Source organism: Siphonobacter sp. SORGH_AS_0500 (assembly GCF_031453245.1).
GTDB lineage: Bacteria > Bacteroidota > Bacteroidia > Cytophagales > Spirosomataceae > Siphonobacter.
Map to the genome: position 1 here is coordinate 3,346,027 of NZ_JAVIYT010000001.1, position 26,283 is coordinate 3,372,309.

A 26,283-nucleotide genomic window follows, 5' to 3' on the forward strand; every position below is an offset into this window, starting at 1 on the left:
TAATCATTCATCTTCATTACTTTCAGCAAGTGGGTTTTCATAATTAGCCAAAGCCGATTGCACGCATTTGATCATTCGACTACGCAACAAACGGGGTCTTATTACTTTCAGCTTTCCACCAAAGCCTAATAATTCCCGCTCCAGTTCAAAGTTAAGAACCACCTTAATTCGAAAAATGGAACCCGTTTTGTCTCTGGAAATTAGCTCTTGTGACGCATGAATCGGCTTGGTGATTACATACGGGGCATTCATCGGATCTATCCAGAAAACCACTTCACAGCTTTTTTGTCCCGGCGTTTTGGTTACCCCGACTACATCCGAGTAAAAAGTCTTCAAATCCAGTGAGTCATTCTCGCGGTAAGTTTCTTTTTTATCCTCTTCCAGATCTTGAATACGGTCTAATGCCAGGGTTAAAATGGGTTTCTGTTTTTGATGCGATTGCCCCAGTACAAACCAACGGTTTCGGTATTCTTTCAGTAAAAAAGCACTAAAACAAAACGTAGCGGGTTGCCGGGCCCGGAAAGACTGATAGGTCATGCACAAAGTCGTCTTGTTAACAATCGCTTTCCGAATGGTTTCGATGTAATTCAAGCCGACCAAGTGGTCATTTTTCTCAAAATCAACAACGGGCGAACTACTCGTCTGCTGGGTATAAATCTTGTCTTCCAGTTTACTCACCATTTCCCGTAAATCGGCGAAGTGATTGAAGCCTTTGAATTGCTGTAATAAGCCCGCAACTTCACTCAATACCTGCATATCCTGAGCATTCAGCGGAATGTTGGTAATGCTGAAATTCTTATCCGCATACGTGTAATACTTCCGATCAACAACGATAATGGGAGCTTCATACCCCAGCTTCGAGCTTCGCATCATCTCAAGGTCGGCCTGAACCGTCCGGCGACTCACGCCTTTTTCAATTCCCTGAAATTCATACAAAGCTTCTGAACAAGCGTCCATTAGATTGTCCAGCGTCCATTTACGATATCGGTTTTGCAGACATTGATCAATGGTTCGGTAACGGATAAGAGCGTTGCGATTGAGGGGCATCGAAAAAAATTTTCAGAAAAATAGAAAATAATTTCTACTACGCACAAAGACTGCGTAGTCACCCAAAACCTTTGTATCACCAAAGCAAAACAATACAGGTTATGAAATTCAATACAACTACTAGAAACAACCAGGTAACCCTGAATCACGAAGGAGCTAAAGCGTACCGCATGGATTCAGCGATGGCATTGTATTCGGCTGTAGTAACCTGGTCCTTGAATGATACGTTCTACGAAAAGAATGACGAGCGGCTGATTCGAATTCGCCATCTGATTGCTCTAAACAAACCAGGTTTCGTAGCTCAGTTAGCGATTTACGCCCGCCATGAAATGCACATGCGTTCCGTTCCGCTGGTATTACTTACAGAGTTAGCCCGAATTCATTCCGGTGATAATACCGTAGCTTGGGCAACCGAAAAAGTCATTACCCGGGCTGACGAAATCACGGAATTACTAGCTTGCTATGAGACTTTAAATAAGCGAGAAGGATTTAAAAAACTGAATCGTTTATCCAAGCAGATGCAGAAAGGGCTGGCTGCGGCATTTAATCGTTTCGATGAATATCAGTTTGCGAAATACAATCGGGATACAACCATTAAGCTTCGGGATGCCTTGTTTCTGGTTCACCCCAAAGCTAAAAACCAGCAGCAACAGGAGTTATTCAATAAGATTGCAGCTCATACGCTTGCCATACCCTACACCTGGGAAACGGAATTATCACAGCTGGGCCAGCAGAAATTTGAAACGGAGAAAGAAAAGACCATCGCGTTTCGTCAAAAATGGGAAGAGCTCATCGATAGTAATAAGCTGGGGTACATGGCTTTATTACGTAACCTGCGGAATATTCTGCAAGCTGGAGTGTCTTATGCTCACCTTAAGAAGGTAACACAAACCTTATCCAATGGCGAGCAGGTGGCTCGCTCCAAACAATTTCCCTTCCGATTCTTATCGGCCTATCGTGAATTGTTAAACCTGAAGAGTTCTTTGAATCAGAATAAAAACTGGATGGAAAGGCTCTGGAATGGACGAGGTTACCTTGAGGAAGTACTAGACAGTCTGGAAAGTGCTGCCCAGCACAGTGCGAAAAACTTTCGTGGTTTCGATGAAAACACCCGCGTTCTGCTGGCCTGTGACGTGTCGGGCTCGATGCAGCGACCTATCTCACCGCAGTCTAAAATATTACTGTACGACATTGGGTTAATGCTAGCCATGATGTTACAATCCCGCTGTGAAAATGTACAGGTGGGCATGTTTGGAAATACCTGGAAACGCATTCCAGTTCCCACACGTAATATTTTGTCAAACGTTCAGGAGTTTTACAAACGCGAGGGTGAAGTGGGTTATGCCACGAACGGGCATCTGGTTTTGAAGGAGTTACTGGAACGGAAAGAAAAAGTGGATAAAATCATGTTCTTCACCGACTTACAACTCTGGAACACCGGTACCGGTAATGAACCCATGTCTCGACTCTGGAAACAATATAAGGCTAACGTTCATGCCGAGGCTCGCTTATATCTGTTCGATTTGAATGGCTACGGTCAGGTTCCTTTGAAGATGCTTGATCATGAGGTCTGCCTGATTGCAGGCTGGAGTGACAAAATTTTCGGGGTTCTGGCCGCACTGGAAGACTATGAATCAGTTATTGAAAATATTCGAATTTATAGTTGAGAGATCGCTGTTCATTACTTTCCATTAACCCGCAACTATCAACTCAGAAATTAAGGATGTCGTAGAGATGGGTTACTTCGTAGCACTTAGGGGGTGGGCATTATGACTTCGGTCAGGATGGAGGTTCGAGTCCTCATTACGGTCCCCCGACCCAAATCGCTTGTTACTCCTTATCTATTGCATACCATGAACTTACTAATCCAAGAACAGATTGCTAAGGTTTTCACTGTTCACAAGGGAATTCCGCTGTTCTACATTGAAAGTGGGAGTCGGCTTTGGAATATAGCCAGTCCCAATAGTGACTACGACGTGCGGGGATTTCACCTCCAATCGCAGGAGCAATATTATGATTTCAGAAAGCACCGGGATGTCATTGAAGTCATGGATGGAGATTTCGATTTTGTCTCTTATGATCTGGACAAAATGTTTGGGTTATTGGCCCAAGGGAATCCAAACACCTATGAATGGATTCGGGCACATTTGATTTACTTCAATGCCCTACCCGACTGGTCATCTTTTAGTAAAGAGCTAACGAATCACCTGAATTTCAGTAATTTGTATTGTCATTACTTCTCGCTGGCTAAGACGCATTGGAAGTTGCTCGCATCAGGTAATAAATTCACGTATAAAGTAGTTTTTTACTGCCTGCGTGGGTTATTATCCGCCGATATCGCCAGACAGGGTATTCTGCCAGAGCTTACAGTCGAAAAGCTTTTCGATCAGTTCGACACTAACTTTCCCGTATTGAGCATGGCGAAGGAAAGCCTCGAACGTAAGCAGCAGGAACTTGAAACACAGGAAGTGGCTGAAGCAGAAAGAGGTTGTATGGTCAGAGTTATCCAGGAATATATAAGTAGTATGGAATCGAATCAACCGCGTCGGGAGGGTAAGGCGGAGCCGTTGGAAAGGATGTTAAGAGAGTATAACTTCCAGCTCAAAAACCAGTTTTATCGTTAATTACCTTCAATCAGCTCTTAAGGATGTCGTAGAAACGGGTTACTTCTTGGTTAGCGTTGAGACGCTGGTTTCAACGGAGGTTCGAGCCCTCAAATCCCCGTATCAAACATTACTCCTTACTATAGGGCTGCTCAGTACTCCGCAGGTGTCGTCAGGGAGTGTTTCATCGGGTCGCCGGTTCGAACCCGGCCCTGAAATTTATCAGGTAGCTCAGTTGGTTAGAGCAGATCATTTCCCTACTTATTACCCTGCATCCTTTGTAAAGGTGCCGTAAAGCAGTGATCCTTCGGTTAGAACGTCCTAGAAACAGGAAGGTCGCCGGTTCGAGTCCGGCCTTTGTAGTTCAGTTTTAAGCACTGTTTGCCTATTGCCCTTTCATTTTAATAAATAAAAATACTTAAATTACTGTACGGAATATTTATTTTATTACCTTGTGGAACGAGTTATTTAACTACGTTAAGTGACTTACTTTGGTATTCTTCCACACTAACTTAACTTTATATCTGATTACTCGTATGACACTTAGATTCAAGAGTAAGGCTATATCCCCTAATAATAAATCAATTTATTTAATCTGCTTCATATTATTATTAAATTTTCTATTCTTCATATATTATTTCATTTCTCCAGTTCCCTTTGGAGATGATTTACCCACTATTTATGAATTCTTACTAAAGCTCCATAACTCCAGTTCTTTATCAGAAAAAATTCAGCTTATGATCAGCAATAATTTTGTTGAACATAAGCTTTTATTTTTTACTATTCTTGTATCTATTCTTTACGGCATTACGGGTAAAATATCTTTGCCACTATTCGCCTTATCGGCGGGATTAGCCTGGACGAGTATCTTTTTCTTCTACCAGCGTTGGATTAAATCCTTTCCAAGGATCTGGTTACTTAGCATTACATTCGTATTAGTTTCTCTCGCCTCCTACCAAGCCATTTTCTGGACGATGGCTGGACTGCAACATTTGGGAGTAACCTTTATGTGCTTTCTAACTATTTATCTTCTATGTAAAGTTGAAAAGCTCTCAGTATACTCGTTTCTTCCTGCGGTTGTAGCGGGTATGATATGTACCTTTTCTTCGGGAAATGGAATGGCCATCTGGCCTGCTGGTTTTCTGGCTTTATTACTTTTAAAAAACTATAAGGCTCTCATGGGGTGGGTGGTTAGTTCTGCCTTAGGAATTGGTTTATACCTTAGCCATGTCACGCTGAAAGAAACCCCTTCTGGCAGTAAAATTTCTGGCATTTTTGACAATCTACCTACTAAAATTCTGAATATCATTACAGGCTTGGCAGGAGCTACTTACTTTGATTACAGCTCTTTAGATCTTTCTGATTCTGAACCAGTTATATCATTTTTTTATCCAGCTATCTATATTGGTTTATTTATTATCATTTGTTTCATTCTTGTACTTCTTAAGGCTTATCAGAGAACGGATCGTGATGCTATCGCAGTCGTTTCCGTTTCTTTATTTATGTTCATAACATTTGCTTTTATTACCATTGGGAGATCTTCAGAAGGTATATTTGTCATTTTTAAAAGTCGATATTATCCTTATTCCATTATTGCTCTGGCTAATATGCTATTTTGCGTAGCTTACCTTACTTATAACAATCGCAATAAGCATATTTTTGCTTATGTTTTTTTAGTCTTCAGTTCATTGCTATGGGGAGTATGTCAATTCAGTAGTTATATAAACCTATTAAATCAGCGTAATTTGTTAAGTACTGGCTATATTAATTTTATGGTTAATAAAAATTGGATAATATATCAGCCTAGTGCATTTTACGAAAATTATTATAATACGTTTTTTAACCAAGAAAAGGCACCTCTTGTTACCTTACCCAAATATGATATTCTGACTGCTTTTCAAAATAAGAAGATCACAAACCAGGGTTTTCATAAGTGCTTACTTGTACGAAGTAATAATTCGTTTAATAACCCATTTATTTCAGTACATGTCTATAATGGAGAAGCTCCGGGTATTTTTAAAAAAGACGAAGGATACGCTATAGTAATGGCTTCTGAAATGGATACTATTTTCCTACCGACGCAATTACTTAGAAATTCTCTCAAACAACTTTTACTTACTGGAAAAGTCACTCGCAAGGGGTATGTAGTCAATACTCCCTTAAGAAAAGGAAGCTTTCCTGAAGGTACTTATCAATTGCATCAATTTTATTTTAATAACCAAGAAGGCAGACTAAATCCTCAAAGCGAGGGAACCATCCACTTTCAATAACTAGGACATGGTAGTTAAGACGCCGAGTAACTGTTCTGTCCGGATGTCTTTCCCGCATTTAAAATGCCCTTCGGGGCATTCTCTGTATCCATGAATGCCGCAGGGACGACAGGTTAGTTTTTCGTCAACTTCTACGATACTGGAAACCTCTGACAGCGGGCCAAAGCCAAATGTGGGGACGGTCGAACAAAAAATGGCCGTTGTAGGAGCATTAACCGCTGAGCATAAGTGCATCGGACCCGAATCGTTCACATAATTCATTACGGCTCCTTTCATCAAAGCCGCTGATTCCAGGAGACTTAACTTACCCGCCAACGATTCAACCTTCTCCCGATTGGCCGCTTTCTGAATTCGCTCCACTAATTCCCGATCACCGGGGCCACCTAGTAAATAAATCTGTAAATGCGAGGGCAACTGTTGAATCAGTTCCACCCATTTTTCTTCTGGATATTGTTTCGTAAACCAAACCGACGAAGGTGCCAGACAAACGTAAGGACTGGTAGGCTGAAGGGATAATTCGAAAGGGTACAATCGCGGCGGAAAAACCTGAGCATCTGTAAACCAGGAAATCAGATCCGTATTTCTCTCTACTTCGTGCGGACCGTCAAAGCGGTGCTGGATTTTTTTTGAAAACAGAAAACTAAGTGGATTTTTATCAAAACCAACCGTCGTTTCTGCCCCGGAAAAGGCCGTTAACAAGCCCGTGGTACCGAATCGCTGAATATTAATGGCATACTGGTATTTCCGGGAACGAATCGTCTTGAGAAGCTTCCATAGACTGGCGTACTTGCCCGACTTTTTATCCCAAATCAGCGTTTCGTGCAAGTAGGGATGGTTTTTCAGCAGACTTTCATTTCCTCGTCTGACCAAAAAATCAATCTCAGCTTCGGGGAAATGATGATGGATTTTTTCAAGCAACGAGGTCGCCAGAATTACATCCCCAATAAAAGCCGTTTGAATCACCAGAATTTTCATCCTGCAAAGTTCGTCAAGAAAAAACAATGCTCCTTGAGGATTTTATACTTCTCTGCTGATCAGTAGTACTGATCAGCCCTTCACATTTGTTTATTATTTGATTTCCAATCAGTTATTCATTCCTTCTTATATTTGCAGCTGCTTAAAAGTTTGAAATGAATGGGAGCCGCACAAATACTTCTTCCGCATAAAAACTTACTCAGGCAATATCATCCTATTTAAATACCATTATTAACTATTAACATTTTGCTTTAATGTCGGTTAACTTTGAGTAATATACACCCGCTTACTCTTCTTTACGACAATTGTATTCTCTCATCAAAGAGATAGGAGGAAGATGAAAGGATTCCTTTCACAGCGAAATGTGGCCCTGATTATCAATGGAAGAATACCAATTACATACTTTACCCAACGGGATAAGAATTGTACACAAGCAGCTTACACATACGCAGATTGCTCACGTGGGCATCATGCTCGATATTGGTTCTCGGGACGAACAGCCTCATCAGCAAGGTCTCGCTCATTTCTGGGAACACATGGCTTTCAAAGGCACCGAACGGCGTAGTAACCTTCAGATCATTAATCGCCTGGAAAACGTAGGCGGCGAATTGAACGCGTACACGACCAAGGAAAAAATCTGCTTTCATGCCTCGGTTCTAACGGAGCATTTCGATAAGGCTCTGGATCTGATCACTGATATCACGTTCCATTCTTCTTTTCCTGAGAAGCAGATCGAACGCGAACGTAATGTCATTCTGGAAGAAATTTCCATGTATTATGATTCGCCGGAAGATGCCATTCAGGACGATTTTGATGGACTGATTTTTACTCAGCATCAGCTAGGAGCCAATATTCTGGGTGACGCCGATAGCCTGAAACGTTACAAACGCGAGGATTTCCAGGAATTCATTGCTCAGAATATTGATACTGAAAAGATCATCGTTTCGTCAGTTAGTAAACTACCTTTCAAAAAAGTAGTAGCTCTGGCCGAACGACTACTGAAGGATATTCCCGCCAAGAAAACCCAGCGAATTCGTCAGGCTCCTACCCTTTACACGCCTCAAAGCCAAACCGTTCGCCGGAACATTACCCAGGCTCAGGTGGCGATAGGCCGTCAGTCGTATGCTCTGGAAGACCCTAAACGTCTCCCCTTTTTCTTTCTGGTTAACCTACTCGGCGGCCCCGGTATGAATTCCCGGCTGAACCTTTCCGTTCGTGAAAAATATGGTCTGGTTTATGGAATAGATGCTCAGTATACACCGTTTACTGATACGGGTTATTTTGGCATTTACTTTGGTACGGAAGCCAGTCAGCTCAACAAGACCCATTCCCTGATTCAGAAGGAGCTCAAAACGTTACGCGAAAAGCCTCTAACAGCCAATCAGTTACACATTACCAAGCAACAATTAATGGGGCAGCTGGCCATGTCTGAAGAGGGTAACATGAGTTATATGCTAATGATGGCCAAGAGCCTGCTCGATACCCATCGGATTGAATCGCTGGAAAATCTTTTTGGGCATATTAAGGCCATTACGGCTCAGGAATTACAGGACTTAGCGAACGAAATGTTTGACGAAAAACAATTCTGTAGCCTTACTTTTTTACCAGAACATTGACAAATATTCAATATTACGGTAAAATTACCTAGTAAATCATGTCATTTGTGAGAAGGTTTTCCCTAGTTTTGTTTTAGAATGTATTTTATTGATCAGGAAATAGAGGCCTATTCAGAAGCTCACACCAGCCCGGAAAGTGATCTTCTCAAGAGGCTCAATCGGCAGACACACGTGAAAATTCTTCACCCCCGAATGCTGTCAGGGCATTTTCAGGGACGGATGCTGTCGATGATTTCATGGATGGTTCGCCCAAAAGTTGTGCTTGAAATTGGAACATATACGGGTTACTCGGCCCTGTGTTTTGCGGAAGGTCTGGCGGAAGGCGGGAAAGTCATTACCATGGATATCAAGGCCGAGCTGGAACCTTTTGTCCGGGAATTTCTGGATCAGTCTGATTATAAAAACCAGATTGATTACCGGCTGGGGAATGCCCGCGACTTAATACCCGATCTGGACGAAGTCTTCGACATTGTCTTTATCGATGCAGATAAACCCAGTTATTCCACCTACTATGACCTGACGATTGATCGGGTACGGCCCGGCGGCTGGATTATTGCTGATAATGTACTCTGGAGTGGAAAAGTAGCTCAGGCCAACGTGAAAATTGATAAAGACACGCAGCATCTTCTGGATTTTAATGCGAAAATTCAGAAGGATGATCGCGTTGAAAATATATTATTACCTATTCGTGATGGCTTGATGGTCGTACGAAAAAAATAATTCTGCATTTTTACCTTCCGATAGTAATCTTTTGAATCGTTAGGGTTCAGGTCTTCGTTATAGAGGACAACGCTTAACCAGATCAACCATGATTAGAGGTATCCTTATTCTTGCGTTTACTCTTGTCCTAAACGCATACGCTTCTGCCCAGCTTTTTCAGGCCCCCACGCGGCTTACCTTTGCAAATGTCAACGTAAAACTCGACGCCGGAGCCCAGCAAATAGTCCAAACCGACGTTTATGCCCTTTTGTCGAACCGGACCACCCTCAACACACGCCTGGATCGGGCTTCTCTTTACTTTCCGATCGTTGAAAATATCCTTTCGGAAGAGAAAGTCCCTAATGATTTTAAATACCTGGTTTTGCAGGAAAGTGGCCTCGCTCCCGATGCTGTTTCCACTTCCAATGCCGTAGGTTTCTGGCAGTTCAAGAAAGAAACGGCTACGGATTACGGCCTGCGTGTGGACGATGAAATAGATGAACGCAAGAATATTCATGCTTCTACGCGAGCGGCGGCTAATTATTTAAAGAAAAATAACACAGCCTTAAATAACTGGATTTCAACCCTTTATTCCTATTACTTAGGCCTCGGCGGCGTTCGGTCACTGGTACCAACGGAATGGAATGGAGCAAATGAAATAACACTTACTGACAAAACGGATCGCTATATTCTGCGTTGCCTGGCTCACAAACTAGTGTATGAAAACGAGTTACGCGGATACCGCACCAGCCAAACGCCTTTCTACGAATACAAGGCCAGCGGTGGAAAAACTTTTACGCAAATTGCCGATCAGCTCGGGGTGGACGAAGTAGAATTACGTCGGTATAACCGTTGGGTGGGCGGCTCAAAAATTCCCCAGGATCGCCCTTATACCATGCTGGTAGTAGTGGACAACAACCGTCCTGCTGCCCTTGCTTCCAATCAGTCGGCTCCACCCGTAGCAGTTTCGCAAACGACTACTCCTTCGGCTAATCGCACAGCTACGGCAGCGGCAGCCCGGAAAGCGAAAGCCCGAGAGCCTGAATTTCCGGTTCTGAAACGCATTACCCCCCCCTCCAATCGTGCTTCCAGCGGTCCTGTTTACTATCAGATTAATGGTAGAGATGGAATTCTTGCTCAGGATGGAGATACCTACGAAACCATCGCTAAACGTGCGGACATCCGGGCGGGTCGTTTTCTATCCATTAACGACATGGAAGAGGATGACAAAATTGTAGGAGGTAAAGTATATTATATTCAGAAAAAAGCTAAAAGTGCACCCGTTGAATTCCATACGTTACAACACGGAGAAACAGCCTGGGATGTCTCTCAAATGTATGGCATTCGTTTGAGCTTCCTATTAAGGAAAAACCGCATTGCTTCTGCTACCGAACCTCTGCAACCAGGCCGTGTATTGTGGATGAAGAAACGCCGCCCCTGCAAAACAGCGATTGAAGTCGTTCCTTTACCAGAGCCGGAAAAAGCGAAAGAGGAGACTCCTATCTTAGCCGAGACTCCAGTTACAACCTCTACCCCTCCTGTGACGACTCCCGCAACAGACGTAGCCGTAACGGTTCCTACAACGCCTACTCAGCCTCAGACCAACTCAGGTCGGGTGGTATTGGTGGATGAAAATGGTCAGGTAGTATCCGGTAACCCCTCCGCTACACGTCCGGTTCAACCCAGCACTAGCCAACCAGTACGGACGGAACCAACCCGAACGCAACCGGAAGTAGTGAGTCGTCCTGTTACTAATCCCAACAAATTCCCCACTACGCCTGGTGAAGAAGACGCTCCGGTAACCCCTCGTCAACCTGCCGTTCGTACAGAGGCCGCTTCCGAAAGCTACCACACGGTTGAATCGGGAGAAACGTTCTACGCTATTGCTCGTAAGTACAACATGAAGCCCGATGAGTTACTGGAACTAAACGGGCTGAAAAGTTATCCTTTACTTAAAAAGGGTGAGAAAGTGTTGGTGAAAGGTACCCCCGTAACCAATCCCATTCGCGTGGAAGAAACAGCCGCGGCTCCCGTTCGCGAAGCAACTCCTTCCTCCGAAAGTAAACCAGCTTATCACGTTGTTAAATCAGGTGAAACGTTCTTCGCTATTGCCAGAAAATACAACATGAAGCCCGAAGAATTGAGAGACCTGAACGGCTTGCAAGCATTTCCTCAGGTAAATGTTGGCGACCGCTACGTATTACGGGCAGGTGCTGCTCGCCCCGCCACCAGCAGCATCCCTGCCAACACTACCACTGGAGAGTGGCGTTACCATACCGTTCAACAAGGGGAAACCATGTTTAGTATTGCCCGTCAGTATGATATAAAAGTGGATCAAATTCGCTCCTGGAATAACATGTCAGGCACAGACATGATCCGCACAGGTCAACGGTTAAAGATCAAAAACAAATAATTACCCGTCTGCGTGAACGCAGGCCCTCCGACAAGTGTTAATTTTGATAGCGGGAATCATTTCCCGCTATTCTTTTTTAGTGGACTTTCCACCCTAACGAGCATGATACTGATTGATAATACCGTCATTTCAGACGACATCGCAGACCAATATTTCGTCTGTGATCTTCTTAAATGCAAGGGAGCCTGTTGCGTAGAGGGCGACCTCGGAGCTCCGCTTTCAATGGATGAATTACCAAAGCTGGAAGAAGTATACGAGCAGGTGAAACCTTATCTTTCGGAGATAGGCATCAAAACCATTGAAGAGCAGGGCGTATACGTTGAAGATTGGGAAGGCGATTATTCTACGCCCGTGATTGAAGGTCGGGAATGTGCGTATGCGATTTATGATCAGAAAGGCATTTTAAAATGTGGCATTGAACAGGCTTATCTGGACGGTAAGATCAACTGGAAAAAACCTATTTCCTGTCATTTATACCCTATTCGGGTCACAAAATATGAGCAGTATGATGCCCTGAACTACGACCGCTGGCACATTTGTTCACCAGCCTGTGAACACGGAGCAGCCCTGAAGGTGCCCGTCTATAAATTTCTGAAAGATCCGCTGATTAGTGCTTATGGCGAAGCTTGGTACGAAGAACTCTGCCGGGAAATTCAGGATCGCCTGGACGCGAAGCATGAATCTTAATGAATCATTACCCGATCAAGTGAATACTCGCCTAAAAGGTGTGATTATTTACTCTTTTATTACCTTACCACACGATGCCTTCTTCAGACGCTTTTCAGGATATTTATGAAGTAGTAAAACTTATCCCTCCCGGACGAGTGACCAGCTACGGGGCTATCGCCGAATACCTTGGTTCAAAAGGGGGAGCAAGACTGGTGGGTTGGGCGATGAATGCCTGCCATCACCTCTCCGACGTTCCGGCCCACCGCGTGGTGAATCGGAATGGCGTACTCACCGGGAAGCATCATTTTGGAGGAAATCGGATGCAGGAGTTACTAGAGGCCGAAGGAGTCGAAGTAAAAAACGACCAGATCCAGGATTTCAAAAATCGCTACTGGATACCGAAGGATGAGTTATTGTAGTTAGTTGTTCTTGGTTTTTAGTTATTTAGGTAACTAGAGAACTTATTCTAAACGAAACATCCCGAAAGTTAAAACTTTCGGGATGTTTCGTTTAGAATAACCATAACTAAACCGCGAAGCTTTCGCCGCAACCGCAGGTGCGAGAGGCATTAGGGTTGAAGAAGACAAAACCTTTTCCGTTCAGCCCGCCGGAGTATTGTAATTCGGTGCCAGCCAGATAAAGAATCGACTTGCGATCTACCATTACTTTTACTCCTTTATCTTCAAATACCATATCGCCTGCTTCCGGCTCAGAAGAAAAATTCAGATCGTACATCAGACCTGAGCATCCGCCGCCTTTCACGGCTACCCGTACGCTAAAGTCTTCCGTAAGACCGTCTTTCTTGCGTAATTCTATGATTTTATCAGCTGCTTCCTGAGATACCGTTACCATATTTATTGATAAAATAAGAAGGTTAAAACTTCTATTGTTGATTTCTTCCTACAAATTTACTTCCGAAATCCGAACAGTCATAGACTGTAATAGGTTTCCTGAGTACGGAATTTTACCAGTTCCTATCTAAAGAATTTGACACTTTCGGTCATTGATCGATTTATTTTTCTTTCAGCCATGCACTACTATAACCATATTATCGAGACCATCGGCAATACGCCGCTTGTCAAACTCAACAAAGTTACCAAAGGAATTCCAGGGACTATTCTTGTAAAAGTAGAGTACTTCAACCCCGGTAACTCCGTGAAAGACCGCATTGCTCTTCGGATGATTGAAGACGCCGAAGCAGCGGGCATTCTGAAACCGGGCGGAACCATTATTGAGGGAACTTCGGGTAATACGGGTATGGGCCTGGCTCTGGCCGCTGTCGCGAAGGGCTATAAGTGTATTTTCACGATGGCCGATAAACAGTCCCAGGAAAAAATCGATATTCTACGGGCAGTGGGGGCTGAAGTGGTGGTTTGCCCCACGAATGTAGAACCCGATGATCCGAGAAGTTATTACTCGGTAGCCAAGAAATTAAATCAGGATATTCCGAATTCGTTTTACCCCAATCAGTACGACAACCTTTCCAATTCGGCGGCCCATTACGATACCACGGGTCCCGAAATCTGGTCGCAAACGGGTGGCGAAATCACGCACTTTGCGGCGGGCGTAGGTACGGGCGGAACGATCTGCGGAACAGCTAAATTTCTGAAAGAAAAAAAGGCAGACGTCGTAACCGTCGGTCTGGATACTTACGGCTCAGTTTTCAAAAAGTATAAAGAGACGGGCGAATTTGATCCGCATGAAATTTACCCCTACCTCACGGAGGGCATCGGCGAAGATATTCTGCCGAAGAATGTAGATTTTGGTCTTATCGACCATATCCTTAAAGTAACCGACAAAGACGCCGCCATCATGGCTCGCCGACTGGCCCGGGAAGAAGGTTTATTCGTCGGCTGGAGCTGCGGAACAGCCGTTTACGGAGCTTTGGAGTACGCTCGGGAGCATTTGAAAGAAGACGACGTGATGGTCATTCTACTCCCCGACCACGGCACGCGTTACCTGAATAAAATTTACAATGATAACTGGATGAAAGACCATGGGTTCCTGGAAAGCCGCTCCTTCGCTACCGCCCGCGATCTCATCCGCATTCGTCACCGCAACACGCCACTCATTACCCTTCCCCAGCAGGCACGCGTAAGCGAGGCGATCCGCCTGCTCAATCGCGACGGCATCAGTCAGATTCCGGTGGTTGATGAAACGGGTAACTTCGTGGGCAGTATCTCAGAATCGACGATCCTATCATTACTAATTCAATCGCCGGACATTAAGGAATTACCCATTCAGGAAATTATGGAGAAGCCTTTCCGCTTTGTGGGCTTTCACGACACCATCGACGTTTTAGCTTCGCTAATCGATAAAGACAACAAGGCCCTACTCGTTCGCGACGAAGTTGATCGCGTTCACATCATCACTCAGGCCGATTTATTACTGGCGATGACTAATTAAGTATTTATAAGAAAAGATCTACGAAAGGAAGGCTTATCGGCCTTCCTTTTTTGCTGAATATCGCTTTCATTTGGGCGACGATTTTCTCACCTTATCCCCAACATGAAAAAAGTTCTATTTTTTCTTCTGCTGGCTCCCCTGGCAAGCTACGCCCAGCAAAGTATTGATCTGACTACTGAGCACGCAACGAATTTCAATGGCATTGAATACGGCTTTGATATTACAAACGAGCGAAAGATGGAAATCAAGAACGAAAATTACAACCGTTTTGAACTGCGGGTGTACGTTCGAAATAATAGCGGCTGTTCGAAAATCCTGTTTCCACGACCAAACGCCTTCGGCGAGCAGAACCAGAATTTACTCGCCGCCTTCCTATGCGTGAACGCCACGGGCAAACGCCTCACCTCAAAAGACGCTCAGGTCTACGCCGGGCCTTTTGTTATCCCCTACAAACAGACGGTAAAGAATGCTGAAGGCAAAATGATCACCACTACCACGAACATTCAGGTGGGACATATATTAAAAAATGGAGAAATTTCTTCAGAAAATTTAATTGTGATAGTGCCTGAGGGTGAGGCACCTAGAATGAAAGTAGTGGTTCAAGACTTAATAGAATTATAATTTTTTCGAAACAGCACTTGACAAAGCTCCCAAATACCACTACTTTTGTGACACAAACAGAGGGTTGGCGGAGTGGTCGATCGCGGCAGTCTTGAAAACTGTTGACTGTAACAGGTCCGGGGGTTCGAATCCCTCACCCTCTGCAAGTAAAACCTAAGTAACTGAAAATCAGATACTTAGGTTTTTTTTTACCCAAAAAGTGCCACTAACTGAATACATGAAAAAAAGGTCTGAAAACATATTGCTTTTCAGACCTTTTTTTGTGTATTTACCTTCTACAATCACTAATTGTTTTAAATTCTTTTTAGGATGAATATGGAAAAGAACGTTAATGAGGTCTTAATAAAAGAAGAACCTAGTATACAACATCTCATTGATACGTTAGATAGCTTTCAAGATATTAATTCAAATATCTACTTATACCATCATTTCCCCCACTTTCCTAATGAAACAGGTGAAAGCTCTGTAAACCCAGATATTTTACTTATTGGCGAAAATATAGGAGTTATAATATTAAAATGTGTAGATTTTTCCGAAAGATTTACGCATGAAAAAGCCATTAATATAGATAAGAAACTTAATCAAATAGATAGATTACTATATGCTAAAATTATTAAAGATACTCCTGAATTAATTGGAAGAAGAAGAGAATTGAAAATTGAAATAACTCCTGCTATATACTTAAATAATTGTGATGAAATACCAAATTATCCAGAATGGAATGATTACGAATTAGTAAACAGTGATGCTTTACTAAAAGAACTAATATTAAAAAATCACCAAACTGGTGAAATAAGTGTAGAAGAATTTAAAGCACTAAAATCAACAATAGAAGGATCTAAAGGTATTTTCAAATCCAATGATAGAAATCTAAGAGATAGAACGAATATTTCAAGCTCAAAAGGTTCTATTTTAAGTGCTATCGAAAGTGCTATCCATAACTTTGATTTAGAGCAAAAACGTGCAGCTTTATTTACTCTAAATGGCCCTCAAAGAATCAGAGGTTTAGCCGGTTCAGGCAAAACAATAATTTTAGCAATGAAAGTTGCTCTAATACACATACAAAACCCCGAGGCTGAGATACTATACACATACTACACAAAAGCGTTATACGATCTAGTTAAAAAGCTAATCACACGATTTTATAGACAGTTTGTAGAAAAGGACCCAGATTGGAACAAGATCCATGTTATGCATGCTTGGGGTGGCTTTGGTTTAGAAGGAGTCTATTACAATGCTTGTAATAACAATAACATTCCCCCTTTGAAATACAATGAGGCTAAAAATAAAATGCCTGATGATCCTTTTGGATTTGTATGTAAAGAATTAAACTTAAGAAATCTTAAAAAGCAATATGATTATGCCATATTAGATGAAGCTCAGGACTTTCCTAAAGAATTTTATCAGGTCTGTAGACAAATCACCAAGCATAATCGTGTAGTTTGGGCATACGACGATTTTCAGAATATTTTGAACGTAAAAATTCAAGATGAGAGAGAAACGTTTGGCAGAGATTTAGAAGGAAATTATCATATAGATTTTTCCAGGATTGAGAGTACAGATGTACAAGATTTAGTTCTTCACAAATGTTATAGGAATCCTCGTAAAATACTGATAAGTGCATTTGCACTTGGTTTGGGCATATACAATTATGATTTTAATAATCCAAAATCTAAACCTAAAATAATACAGAGGCTTGAGAATAATGAACACTGGGAGAGTTTAGGATTCACAGTTGAACAGGGAAACTCAAGCGTCAGTGATTTAATGATAATTAATAGACCTGAAGATAATAGTCCTGCAATAAAAAATACTTATTTAAGTGATGATGATGTTATAAAGGTAAAAACATTTACAAATTTTGAAGATGAGTGTAAGGAAGTTGTATCATTAATTGAAAAAGACATATCTGACGAGCTTAATCCAGAGGACATTAGCATTATATGTTTAGATACTAAAAACGTTTGGACATATTTTAATGAAATTAAACTGCTTCTAAATAGAAAAGGCATAAAAACATTTAGTTTGTTAGAAGCACCCACAGACAACACAAATTTTAAAGTACCTAAACACGTCACTCTTTCAACAATTTTTAGAGCTAAAGGTAATGAAGCTGGAAGCGTTTATGTAATAGGTATAGATGCTGTTTTTTTCGATAAAGATAACATTACTGAACGTAACAAGCTATTTACAGCAATTACTAGAAGTATAGCTTGGGTTACGCTTACTGGTGTAAGCCCTTTAGCTGATATTTGTAAGAATGAATTAGACATTTTAAAAAAGAATGATTACAAACTTACATTTATTCAACCAAGTGAACAAGACGTTGTAACTATCAAACAGACCATAGATGAAAAGCAACTTGCCCTCAATAAGATTGAGAGAATTGCTGAAGATGCAGCTAAAAACCTCAATATTGACAAAGACGAATTTATAAAAGATATCAAGGCAAAACTCTCATCAAAGAAGTAATGAATATAGAAGCTTTTTCTACTTCTTTCAGAATGTCTTACAAACTTATTGAAGATATAGGTTTATTAAGGCAAAAGGGAATAAAAGTCCTTCACAAGGATGATGTTTCACCAGAGTTTAAAAGAATCTCTCAAAAGCGAGATTATTTTTTAACCTATAAAACGGCTATAAAAAATTTCGATTATGACTTCTTACTTGAAGACCAATCTATTTTTCAATTTTCATATACTTGTGTTGAAGGAGCTATTTTTAATTTTAGATATGCATTCTTTCAAAACCCTCAAGAGTATGTATCGTATCAAGACTTTCTGTTATCACATGACTTGATTAACGATTTCCAAACAGTAGAAGATGTAGGAGCAATGTTTTACAGTGAATATGAACAGTTTTTAACAGAACAGCAAATCAATACTTCTAGTACTTCTATAAGGTATGATTTGGACTTTAAAAATTATTCACCTTTAATACACTCTACATCCCACATACATATAGGGAATTATAATGACATCAGAATTCCCTGTGACAAAATTATAACACCTTATAAATTTACTTTATTTGTTTTGAAGCATTGCTATTATTATAAATGGAAAGAATTAATCAGTCAAGATGGAATGTTATCTAAAATAGGTTTAGATACAGCTAAAAACAGCTGTACTAAACTACAAGAAAGAAATTGGTCTAGTGATGAAAAATACGAATTGTTTATTACATAATATTTTTAATATATAGTATTATAATTTATTCCTCTTATATGTACTAATTTTATAAATCGTGAATTTAAGGTTTTTTTATCCCAAAAACAGAAACTGCCCTTGTGGAAGCACAAGGAAAGCGAAATCATGCTGTCTAATTAGCCCCGGCATATGGTTTAAAAAACCTAGTAATATAGTTCCTAAACCTCCTAAAACTAACTACTCTAACCCTAAATGTTATCTAAATTTTAGCAATGATTGTTGCGAAAAAATTTCTAGAGAACATTACATTTCAGAATATGTTTTAAATCATGTAAAACATACTGACGAAACTATTATAATAACCGGATTGCCTTGGATCAAAAAGGACATTTTTAAAAAAATAACTCCTACAAACTTATCATCCAAAATACTATGTAAAAGGCATAATGAAAATTCATCAGGGCTTGATAAACAAGCTGGTGATATGTTACGAATAATCACTAAAATAAATTCGGAATTTGCTAGAGGCAATTACATTTCTGAAATATTTGTATTTAGCGGCATAGATTTAGAAAAATGGATGTTGAAAACTGTTTGTAATATGGTAGCATCTGATCAAATCATACCGCTAAGTGAAAATATCAACAAGCCTGTACTAGATATCAAATGGTTAAAAATTCTATATGCTCAGGAACCTTGGCCTGAAGGATGGGGATTATATTTTATGAAAGAAACTGATGAACCAATATACTATAATCAAGATTTTAGCTTTCAACCCTTTTACCATCCTATTAAAGGTGAAATATTAGGAGCTAAATTTAAATTTAATAACTTTCAATTCAATTTTCTATTAGGAAAACCTGACAATCCAGATGAATGGGGCACATTTCACCCTAACACACTTATTTTTAAAAAGAACAATATTCAAAAATTTATTGAAATTACTTGGAATGAAAGTAATAAAAATAGATACTTGGAGTTCAATCATGTAGGAACTACCGATCAATTACCCCCTGGCTATCCATCTTATCCTTATAAAATTGAATAGGCAAGATTTAATAAATCTTGCCTATTCAATTTTATCAGAATCCTACTTTTTTCTTAAGAAATGTCCACATCGCATAATCATGTAAGTTTACACCATGATATTTCTGACTCTGCACTTTAATTTTTTCCTCCAAAATAGCTAATTGAGCACGCTCATCTAGTTGGTTCGGTATTGCAACTTCTACTTTCACCGTTTGTGTTTGATTTTGCTGTGGTTTTTCTTTCTTCTTCGCAGCAGCTTTTAAAGCTGTGAATTCCACTAAATCCTTGAAGTGATTATGCTTTGTGATATTGATGATGCCCGTACCAGGGTTTCCGTTTACTTCTGTGATATAGCTTTCTTTCTTTTTATAGTTGGAACGCATGATGTCCACGCCGGCAAATTCAAGCATCAACGCTTTTGCAGCATCAATAGCCATTTGAATTTCATAGTCGAATAGCTTTACGCTGCTACCCGTCCCCCCTCTCGAAAGATTGGCTCTAAAGTCACCTTGGGGTGCTGTTCTACGCATAGCAGAAACTACCTTGCCGCCTACTACGATTGCTCTAAAATCTTCCACTTCCATCCCTTCAGACTTAATAAAGCGTTGCATCTTAACTGGAACGCCCGCCCGGTGCAAGCTCTCTAAGGTGGTGTTAGTACTTAGTGGCGTTTCTAGTATTGACACCCCTGTGCCTTGTGAGCCAGTAAGCTGCTTAACGACAATGGGTAATCCACCCAGCTTATCAACAAAAAAACTAACGTGGTTGGGTCGGCAAGAAAAAACGGTCATCGGTGTCTTTACTCCTTCACAGCTCAGAATTTGAGAAGTAAATAATTTATCATGAGCAATCTGAATTCCTAAGGAAGATTGAGGGCAGTAGATACCTAGGTTCATGGTTAAATGCCTTAGAATATTTACTGCTAAAGGCAAGTCTTTGCCGATCCGAGATATGATTGCGTCATAGTGGTTACTCATAATTCGCTTCGGCTCATCTAGGCTAGGGTCACCGATGTACACGCGGTCATAGCCCCGATCAATCTCAGAGATGTATAGGTACATGTCGCGAGGGTCATGAGCTTCAAAGGTGTGACCTGCGGAAGTGATCGCGTCAGTTAAGAATTTAGAAACGGGGCCAGTACTTAAAATGAGAAATTTCATGTTTGAAAAAATGGTAAAATGGAATGTTTGGAAAAATTTGAGACAAATGATACCCCGCCACCTTCGAGCAAATTGTTGAGCAAAAAGGCCAACAATAAAAGGCGATTCATATATTCGGCCAGCACGTTTTTGGAAATTTCCAATTCGTGATAGGGCGGGGTGAAAAGAGGGATTTTTACACTTTTTTTATGTTTTCTAAAATGTAAAACATTGATTAATAGACACTTAAACTGTTTTTGTATTGAAAAAGAGTGCAACTTTTTTAACTAACTGATAGTCAGTTAATTACGCTTATTTTTCGTATATAGTCAGCACACTTGTTACCAGTAGCCTGCTTTTTTGAGCAATTCGAGCGAAGCGGCAATTTTTGGAAATTTCCATTTTAGCTCTTCTCGCTCTACATATTGACTTAGCTCTTTAGCATACATCGAAGGCACTAACGCTCCTATGAATATGCTACCTGTGGCTACCTGGTAGGCTAAGGTTTCTAAGACTCGCTTGGGGACTAATTCGCCCTCTAAAAGTTCGTCTTCAATGCGTTGAATAAGGTCGGGTTCTTTCATTGGATCATTGGGGATTTAAAGTGAGAAATTCATTGAAATCATTGTAGCCGTCATAGAGGCTGGATTGGTCTTGAATCGTCAGCCCTTTCTCTTCAAGCTGGGTTAGTGCTTTTCTTCCAGCGGCATCCCGATCTAAAAAGCAGTGAACCGAGCGGTAGGCTTTTAGGGCCGGAATAGCTTTCGAGAGTTGAGCCGTTGAGTTCAAGACGATACACGTAAATCGGGGCGTCTTTTTTTGGTAATAGACCAGGGCAGATAGAAAGTCAAAGAAGCCCTCAAACAGACACGCCAAGCTGTTATCTTGCCCTGGAATGGTAGAGATACCAGTGGGCATGGTTTGGCCTTTAAACCCGGCTCCATTGCGAAGAGCATAACCGCCTGCATCATTAGCAAACCCTAAAGCGAAGTAATTCTTACCGGATCGCTCGTAGTGAACCTGCTTTAGATACGTTTGGGCAACAGTTAAAGGAATGCCCCGGCTTTGCGTGTAAGCGACTAGGGCCGCATGTGTTAAGGGTTTGACCGCTGTCAGATGCATTGAGCTTTGCTTTTCCTCTTTAACTAAAGAGCCGCTAAAAGAAAAGCAAGGGGCCTTATAGCTTCCCGATAAAAGCCGGGTCACTGCATCAGCAAATGAGCAACCTTCCAAGAGCTGACAAAGCTTGATAACATCCCCCTTATGATCGTCTCCCCCAAAGTCTTTAAAGACGTTTCTGGTCAGGTGTACGTAAAACGAAGGGGTATTCTCTAAGCGTAAGGGGCTTGTTATAAAGCAGCTCCGGACCAAGCTGTCTTTCTGGTAGATAACCTTGCTCTTCGAGGTAACTAGCAATAGGAACCGCTTTAGCCTGGCTGAGTTGTGGGTTTGAAATCATCTTTTTCTTTTTGCGGCCTTAAGTCATTGATTAATAATTCATTAAAGCCAATTCAACGTGTTTGGCACTTTTTTACTTAGTTTTTGCCTACCTAGCTTACCCTGGCTTTTAATTCGCTTAACGTGAAGGTCTTACCGGGTAAGTACCTACTTACCTTTTACTTACCCAGGTACTGTATTAAAGGTAAGTTTGGGTAACTTCGGGTAACTACCTACTTACCCTATAATCTTCTTATTATCAATACTTTATAGTCTTAGGTAAGTTAGGTAAGTGTTTTAAGGGGTTGCTAGCCGCTTTAACCAGTAGCCGTACACGCCAAAATCCTTGGATCGAGGGTAGTGAAGAGCGGTCAACGCCCTACCAATCATTTCCGCTCGTAGGTTAAGCGTGGTCAGGCTATTGAGCTCGTTCATCAGTTTGGTTGTTTGCCAAAAAACAGCATTAGCTTCCCCTTTGACGGCGGGGATAAAATGCGTTCGCACTAGTTCCATTTCGTGCGATACGCGTAAAAAATTAGCATTGCGACGTTCCAGCGTTTTCAGCTCGTCGGGGTCTAGCTGATCGGGAAAGCGATCTTTCCAAAGGGCGTAAGCTTGTGACCATACCAGGTCAATGTCAACTAGATACGAGTAGCCACGTTTGCCGCCCTGGTCGTGCCGGATGTTTTTGACTTGAAACACCAGCCAGCGAACGTTCCCCGTCTCATCGGTTAAAAACTCGGTTTGGTTAGTAGAAGCAACAAACGAAGCCCGGCGAGTGTGAGGCCGTTCGTTCTTATCGTACAAGGCTCGGAATTTGACCGCACTTTCTGAAAGCACGGTCTTAAACTCATTATTCAGTTCTTTCTTATCGAAAGATGCTAATTCGTCTAGATTGATGAGAAAGTTTTGCACCAATGAAATAAGCCCGTCTTTCTTACCAAAATCAAGCCCTTTGCGTTTGTAGTTGAATAGAGAAGGCGGTACTAGAAAATCAAAGAATGACGTTTTCCCGTCATTTTGCCGCCCCACAAAGGTTAGGCAATGCTTATTGAAGAATGAGCTTTCCTGAGCCAAGCCTTGGCGTACCATTCGAACCAGATGCTTCTTGAACATCGCTTGAAAAAAAGCGTTATCGTCCGTCTCTACAAAGCTGGATAGATAGTTGATGTGGTCGGTGAAGCCGTCCCAGGCGGGCAAATGCTCAAAGTAGTGTTTGATCGGATCAAACTTGGGAACCTTCACGGCCATAATGGTATCCAGCTCGGAGCTAAATTTGGAGAATCCCGCTTCAAACAAGAGGTAGTTCAGTTCGTTTTTGTCGATCATTTCAAAGCTGCCTTGACTACCTTTGGGACGGCTCAAGAGTTCGTTAGCAATCACGTTGTAACGAAGGTCAAAACGATTAAAAATAAAGTGTTGAATGCGAGTTATTTTAGGGGCATTTTCAGAGATAGAACGCTCTTTTGCCATATATTTGCCACGGTTTTAAAAGTCTTCAGGTAGGCTTTTGAATGAATGAATTATACACAAGCAGCACCATACAAAGCTCTTTCTAAGTGAAAGAGCTTTTGTGTTAATTAGGTAGCAACAAAAGTTGCTTTAAGCGTTTGATCATCTTTAAGTACTTGCCAATTAGGTTTTGCTGCGTTTCCACCTGCTGCCAAAGCCATTTATTCTCCTGAATCAAGACTTGGCCCGCCTGAAGAGATTTAAGGTATTCTCCCGTCATTTCTGAGAGTTCTTCTTCTTGCTCTTGATGCTTCCTGGCGTATAGGTCCACCTGCTCTTTAAGGCTTTCTAGTTCTTCGAATAGATTCATAACGCCTGAGAGGTAAGAGGTTTTTCATCATTGCGGTGAACCGTAAACTTACCTTGAAAAGCTTTGTGCACATCGCTTAAAATCACGTCTTTACGTACACTTAGGTAATGCTTCTCCATCATTTGAAGTGAGAAACCCATTACTTGACAAGTAGTAGCCTGGGGGACACCATTGACAATGAACAGCGTGGTACAGGTCTTACGGGCCAAGTGTGTGTGAATCTTCTCTTTAATACCTAATAAGTCCTGAATGTCTTTCAAATACTGATTAAGCTTTTGATTGGAAGGCACTGGGAAAAGTAAGCCACGTTTACGACAGGGGTCATTTTGATATTTAGCAAGCATGGCTAAGGCGGGTTCCAACAATGGAATGCATTGAACTACACTTGTCTTTTTGCGGGGCTTTTCAATGTAAAGTTGGCCGTCTGCGGTCGTAATCAAATTACCTATACTCAGCTCTCGTAAATCAGCGTAAGCAAGGCCCGTAAAGCACTGAAAAACAAACAGATCACGTGCTTTATCTAAAGCTGTTGAAGCAAAATCAGCGTCGATGATCCGCTGAACCTGTACTTCCGTTAAAGCAGAGATTTCTCTAAACTCTTTTCGTAACCGGGTAGCAGATAAGGGGTTACGGTCTGCCCATTCGTAGGCAATGGCATAGTTAATTGCTGAACGAAGAAACTGTACAATCTTGATAGCGTAATTATGACTGTATTGCCGCTTTTTCTTTAAATAGAGAATAAGCTCTGCGGCCATTGCGGGCTTTACATCGTCAAACGTCAACCGGCTCCCATAACCCTGATACGCTAAAAACTCTTTAATGCGGTCAGCATACTGCACATAGGTTTGAAGTGTAGAAGAAGTAACGTCTATGTGTAAACGTTCCCGGTATTGATTAACCCATTTGTCTACACCTTCTAATACAGTAGGCACATTTTCATCATGCGTTCTTAATCCTGCTGCTACCTGAAGAATGATAAAAGGATCTAAGCTGCGATCTGTTACAAAGCGTTCCACATACACCGCTTCAATTTCTGTCTTCAGATGTCTAAGAAGTAGCGTTTTAGATTCATTTCCAGCGATACAAACTGTAGCACTATCCCAGTGTTTACGGTTCTCAACAAAGATACCAGTACTCATTTGGGCGTCTTTGCCATTTATACCAACTTTCACATATACGGTGCCACAATAACCGCCTCTTTTAGAGGCATGGAAATAAAAGGAAACTCTGCACTTTGGCATTGAGGCCTGATTGGCCTGGCGAATAAATCGCTCTGAACGAGCTAAATTTCTTTTATTAATCATAATCTTTGCCTTCTCTTCCGAGATTATTTCGCCCCGGTTACTATTACGAGTAGTGCCGGGGCTTTTTGTTAAATAAGTTCTTGTTCACTGATTTTGAGGAATTTTGCTAAACTTCTAACCTCACTGGTAACTGGTTCTTTCTCTCCTTTAACCAGTTTCCAAAATCTAATCCGATTAATTCCAATACTATCATAGAATGAAGGTTTGGGCTTAAATGCTAAATGACTTTCGCACTCATACCTTGCTATGATTCGAGCAAGAGGAGATGCTGTTTGTATAGAGTCCATATCTTGTTGTTATTAATTTGTGGATGCAATTATAATATCATAGAACACAATGTTCCAAATTATGATAACTATTTTTTCTAAATATTTACACTGTTTTGTAAAAGTGTTATCACTATTTGTAACAAATGGAGCTATCAGAACAGATAAGAAAGGCTAGAGAAGACAAAGGAATCAAGCAATCCGAAATGGCTAAAATGCTTGATATCGAGAGATCTAACTATCATAGATTCGAAAACAGAGGCACTAAGCTTACACTGGATCAATTAGAAAAAATTGCTTATGTCCTTGGAATGACTATCATAGAACTACTTCAGTATGGTAAAGAGGAAATAAAAAAAACCTCTAATGAGGATATAGCTCTAAGTAACAAAAACTTAGAAAATGAGGTAAAAGAACTGGAAACCCTTCTTGACCTTTATAAAAGACAGAATAAGATATATTTTGAGAATCTTCAAGATACGGTCCAAGCTATTGATAAGGCATGTACTACTATAGCAGTGGAATTATGGGGAGATGATCTAAAGTATCACGTACCAGAATCAGAAAAAGATTACCACGAGTTAGAAGATTATTTACGTAATAGATACAAGCCTCTTTTTCTAATGATTTGTTATTTAAAGCAACTCAAAGCTATAGAGGTTGAAGACTTTCCATTCCTTAAAATAGTATCACTTTTAAAAGGGGAAGATTTCGAAGATATTGTAACATTTCATAACATCTAGCAAATGGATATCTTATTGGCAATAAAAAAAACGATTTCATCCTTAACGCACTAATTATCAATGACTTAAAAAAATCAC

At 41.2% G+C, this 26,283-nt stretch carries 24 protein-coding genes, 2 tRNA genes and 1 pseudogene; 16 read left to right on the forward strand and 11 right to left on the reverse strand.

Annotation, left to right across the window (positions count from 1 at the left end; translation table 11 throughout):
• Positions 1-3: 3 nt before the first annotated feature.
• Positions 4-1,047: a WYL domain-containing protein gene (locus QE357_RS14325; RefSeq protein WP_309708664.1), complete on the reverse strand. Its 1,044-nt coding sequence runs from the start codon at positions 1,045-1,047 to the stop codon at positions 4-6.
• 101 nt (positions 1,048-1,148) lie between these two features.
• Here QE357_RS14325 and QE357_RS14330 point away from each other — a divergent pair, with 101 nt between their 5' ends.
• From QE357_RS14330 to QE357_RS14345, 4 genes are all read left to right on the forward strand, one after another.
• Entirely contained in the window at positions 1,149-2,714 is a 1,566-nt protein-coding gene (locus QE357_RS14330; protein WP_309708667.1) for a TROVE domain-containing protein, read from the forward strand.
• A gap of 186 nt (positions 2,715-2,900) precedes the next feature.
• Positions 2,901-3,671, forward strand: a complete 771-nt coding sequence (locus tag QE357_RS14335) for a DNA polymerase beta superfamily protein (RefSeq protein ID WP_309708670.1) — start codon at positions 2,901-2,903, stop codon at positions 3,669-3,671.
• 207 nt (positions 3,672-3,878) lie between these two features.
• Positions 3,879-4,006: transfer RNA gene (locus tag QE357_RS14340), tRNA-OTHER, on the forward strand.
• 381 nt (positions 4,007-4,387) lie between these two features.
• Positions 4,388-5,920, forward strand: a complete 1,533-nt coding sequence (locus QE357_RS14345; protein WP_309708673.1) for a DUF1097 domain-containing protein — start codon at positions 4,388-4,390, stop codon at positions 5,918-5,920.
• Here the strand turns inward: QE357_RS14345 and QE357_RS14350 are convergent, their stop codons facing one another.
• A complete protein-coding gene (locus QE357_RS14350; protein ID WP_309708680.1) occupies positions 5,921-6,895 on the reverse strand; it encodes a glycosyltransferase family 9 protein in 975 nt (324 codons plus the stop codon).
• A 380-nt stretch (positions 6,896-7,275) separates the two neighbouring features.
• On the opposite strand from QE357_RS14350, the gene QE357_RS14355 reads away from it, so the two are divergent.
• From QE357_RS14355 to QE357_RS14375, 5 genes are all read left to right on the forward strand, one after another.
• On the forward strand, positions 7,276-8,511 hold the full coding sequence (locus tag QE357_RS14355) for a pitrilysin family protein (RefSeq protein ID WP_307143521.1): 1,236 nt from the start codon (positions 7,276-7,278) through the stop codon (positions 8,509-8,511).
• A 78-nt stretch (positions 8,512-8,589) separates the two neighbouring features.
• Positions 8,590-9,231: a class I SAM-dependent methyltransferase gene (locus tag QE357_RS14360; protein ID WP_309708684.1), complete on the forward strand. Its 642-nt coding sequence runs from the start codon at positions 8,590-8,592 to the stop codon at positions 9,229-9,231.
• An 88-nt stretch (positions 9,232-9,319) separates the two neighbouring features.
• A complete protein-coding gene (locus QE357_RS14365; RefSeq protein ID WP_309708686.1) occupies positions 9,320-11,623 on the forward strand; it encodes a LysM peptidoglycan-binding domain-containing protein in 2,304 nt (767 codons plus the stop codon).
• Positions 11,624-11,725: 102 nt separating this feature from the next.
• Positions 11,726-12,310, forward strand: coding sequence for a DUF3109 family protein (locus tag QE357_RS14370; RefSeq protein WP_309708688.1), 585 nt, complete (start codon positions 11,726-11,728; stop codon positions 12,308-12,310).
• 74 nt (positions 12,311-12,384) lie between these two features.
• Complete coding sequence (locus tag QE357_RS14375; RefSeq protein WP_106635727.1) at positions 12,385-12,711, forward strand: MGMT family protein; 327 nt, start codon at positions 12,385-12,387, stop codon at positions 12,709-12,711.
• A gap of 106 nt (positions 12,712-12,817) precedes the next feature.
• Here QE357_RS14375 and QE357_RS14380 read toward each other — a convergent pair whose 3' ends face one another.
• Positions 12,818-13,144, reverse strand: a complete 327-nt coding sequence (locus tag QE357_RS14380) for an iron-sulfur cluster assembly accessory protein (protein ID WP_106635726.1) — start codon at positions 13,142-13,144, stop codon at positions 12,818-12,820.
• 177 nt (positions 13,145-13,321) lie between these two features.
• Here QE357_RS14380 and QE357_RS14385 point away from each other — a divergent pair, with 177 nt between their 5' ends.
• From QE357_RS14385 to QE357_RS14410, 6 genes are all read left to right on the forward strand, one after another.
• Positions 13,322-14,698: a cystathionine beta-synthase gene (locus tag QE357_RS14385; protein WP_309708691.1), complete on the forward strand. Its 1,377-nt coding sequence runs from the start codon at positions 13,322-13,324 to the stop codon at positions 14,696-14,698.
• Between the two features lie 102 nt (positions 14,699-14,800).
• Positions 14,801-15,319 carry an ABC transporter permease gene (locus tag QE357_RS14390; RefSeq protein WP_309708694.1) on the forward strand — a complete coding sequence of 173 codons (519 nt, stop codon included), beginning with the start codon at positions 14,801-14,803 and terminating at the stop codon, positions 15,317-15,319.
• A gap of 58 nt (positions 15,320-15,377) precedes the next feature.
• Positions 15,378-15,462: transfer RNA gene (locus QE357_RS14395), tRNA-Ser, on the forward strand.
• Positions 15,463-15,634: 172 nt separating this feature from the next.
• Entirely contained in the window at positions 15,635-17,791 is a 2,157-nt protein-coding gene (locus QE357_RS14400) for an ATP-binding domain-containing protein (RefSeq protein ID WP_309708697.1), read from the forward strand.
• A complete protein-coding gene (locus tag QE357_RS14405) occupies positions 17,791-18,504 on the forward strand; it encodes a DUF2290 domain-containing protein (RefSeq protein ID WP_309708700.1) in 714 nt (237 codons plus the stop codon). The genes QE357_RS14400 and QE357_RS14405 overlap by 1 nt, the downstream gene beginning before the upstream one ends.
• 328 nt (positions 18,505-18,832) lie before the next feature.
• On the forward strand, positions 18,833-19,513 hold the full coding sequence (locus QE357_RS14410; protein ID WP_309708704.1) for a hypothetical protein: 681 nt from the start codon (positions 18,833-18,835) through the stop codon (positions 19,511-19,513).
• 34 nt (positions 19,514-19,547) lie between these two features.
• On the opposite strand, the gene QE357_RS14415 is transcribed toward QE357_RS14410, so the two are convergent.
• The 8 genes and pseudogenes from QE357_RS14415 to QE357_RS14445 all read right to left on the reverse strand — a co-directional run bounded on the left by QE357_RS14415 (position 19,548) and on the right by QE357_RS14445 (position 25,483).
• On the reverse strand, positions 19,548-20,654 hold the full coding sequence (locus QE357_RS14415; RefSeq protein ID WP_309708706.1) for a RimK family alpha-L-glutamate ligase: 1,107 nt from the start codon (positions 20,652-20,654) through the stop codon (positions 19,548-19,550).
• Positions 20,655-20,974: 320 nt separating this feature from the next.
• A complete protein-coding gene (locus QE357_RS14420) occupies positions 20,975-21,217 on the reverse strand; it encodes a hypothetical protein (RefSeq protein ID WP_309708708.1) in 243 nt (80 codons plus the stop codon).
• Positions 21,218-21,221: 4 nt separating this feature from the next.
• Positions 21,222-21,755: a toprim domain-containing protein gene (locus tag QE357_RS14425; protein ID WP_309708710.1), complete on the reverse strand. Its 534-nt coding sequence runs from the start codon at positions 21,753-21,755 to the stop codon at positions 21,222-21,224.
• 78 nt (positions 21,756-21,833) lie between these two features.
• Positions 21,834-22,049, reverse strand: a pseudogene (locus QE357_RS25030) (CHC2 zinc finger domain-containing protein); the annotation flags it as partial.
• A 318-nt stretch (positions 22,050-22,367) separates the two neighbouring features.
• Positions 22,368-23,543, reverse strand: a complete 1,176-nt coding sequence (locus QE357_RS14430; RefSeq protein WP_309708713.1) for a VapE domain-containing protein — start codon at positions 23,541-23,543, stop codon at positions 22,368-22,370.
• Between the two features lie 103 nt (positions 23,544-23,646).
• Complete coding sequence (locus QE357_RS14435) at positions 23,647-23,892, reverse strand: hypothetical protein (protein WP_309708715.1); 246 nt, start codon at positions 23,890-23,892, stop codon at positions 23,647-23,649.
• On the reverse strand, positions 23,889-25,031 hold the full coding sequence (locus QE357_RS14440; protein WP_309708718.1) for a site-specific integrase: 1,143 nt from the start codon (positions 25,029-25,031) through the stop codon (positions 23,889-23,891). The genes QE357_RS14435 and QE357_RS14440 overlap by 4 nt, the downstream gene beginning before the upstream one ends.
• Before the next feature lie 233 nt (positions 25,032-25,264).
• A complete protein-coding gene (locus QE357_RS14445) occupies positions 25,265-25,483 on the reverse strand; it encodes a hypothetical protein (RefSeq protein ID WP_309708721.1) in 219 nt (72 codons plus the stop codon).
• 125 nt (positions 25,484-25,608) lie between these two features.
• Between QE357_RS14445 and QE357_RS14450 the strand changes: the two genes are divergently transcribed.
• Positions 25,609-26,205 (forward strand): helix-turn-helix domain-containing protein, encoded by a 597-nt coding sequence (locus tag QE357_RS14450; RefSeq protein ID WP_309708724.1) that lies wholly within the window; start codon positions 25,609-25,611, stop codon positions 26,203-26,205.
• Positions 26,206-26,283: the final 78 nt, after the last annotated feature.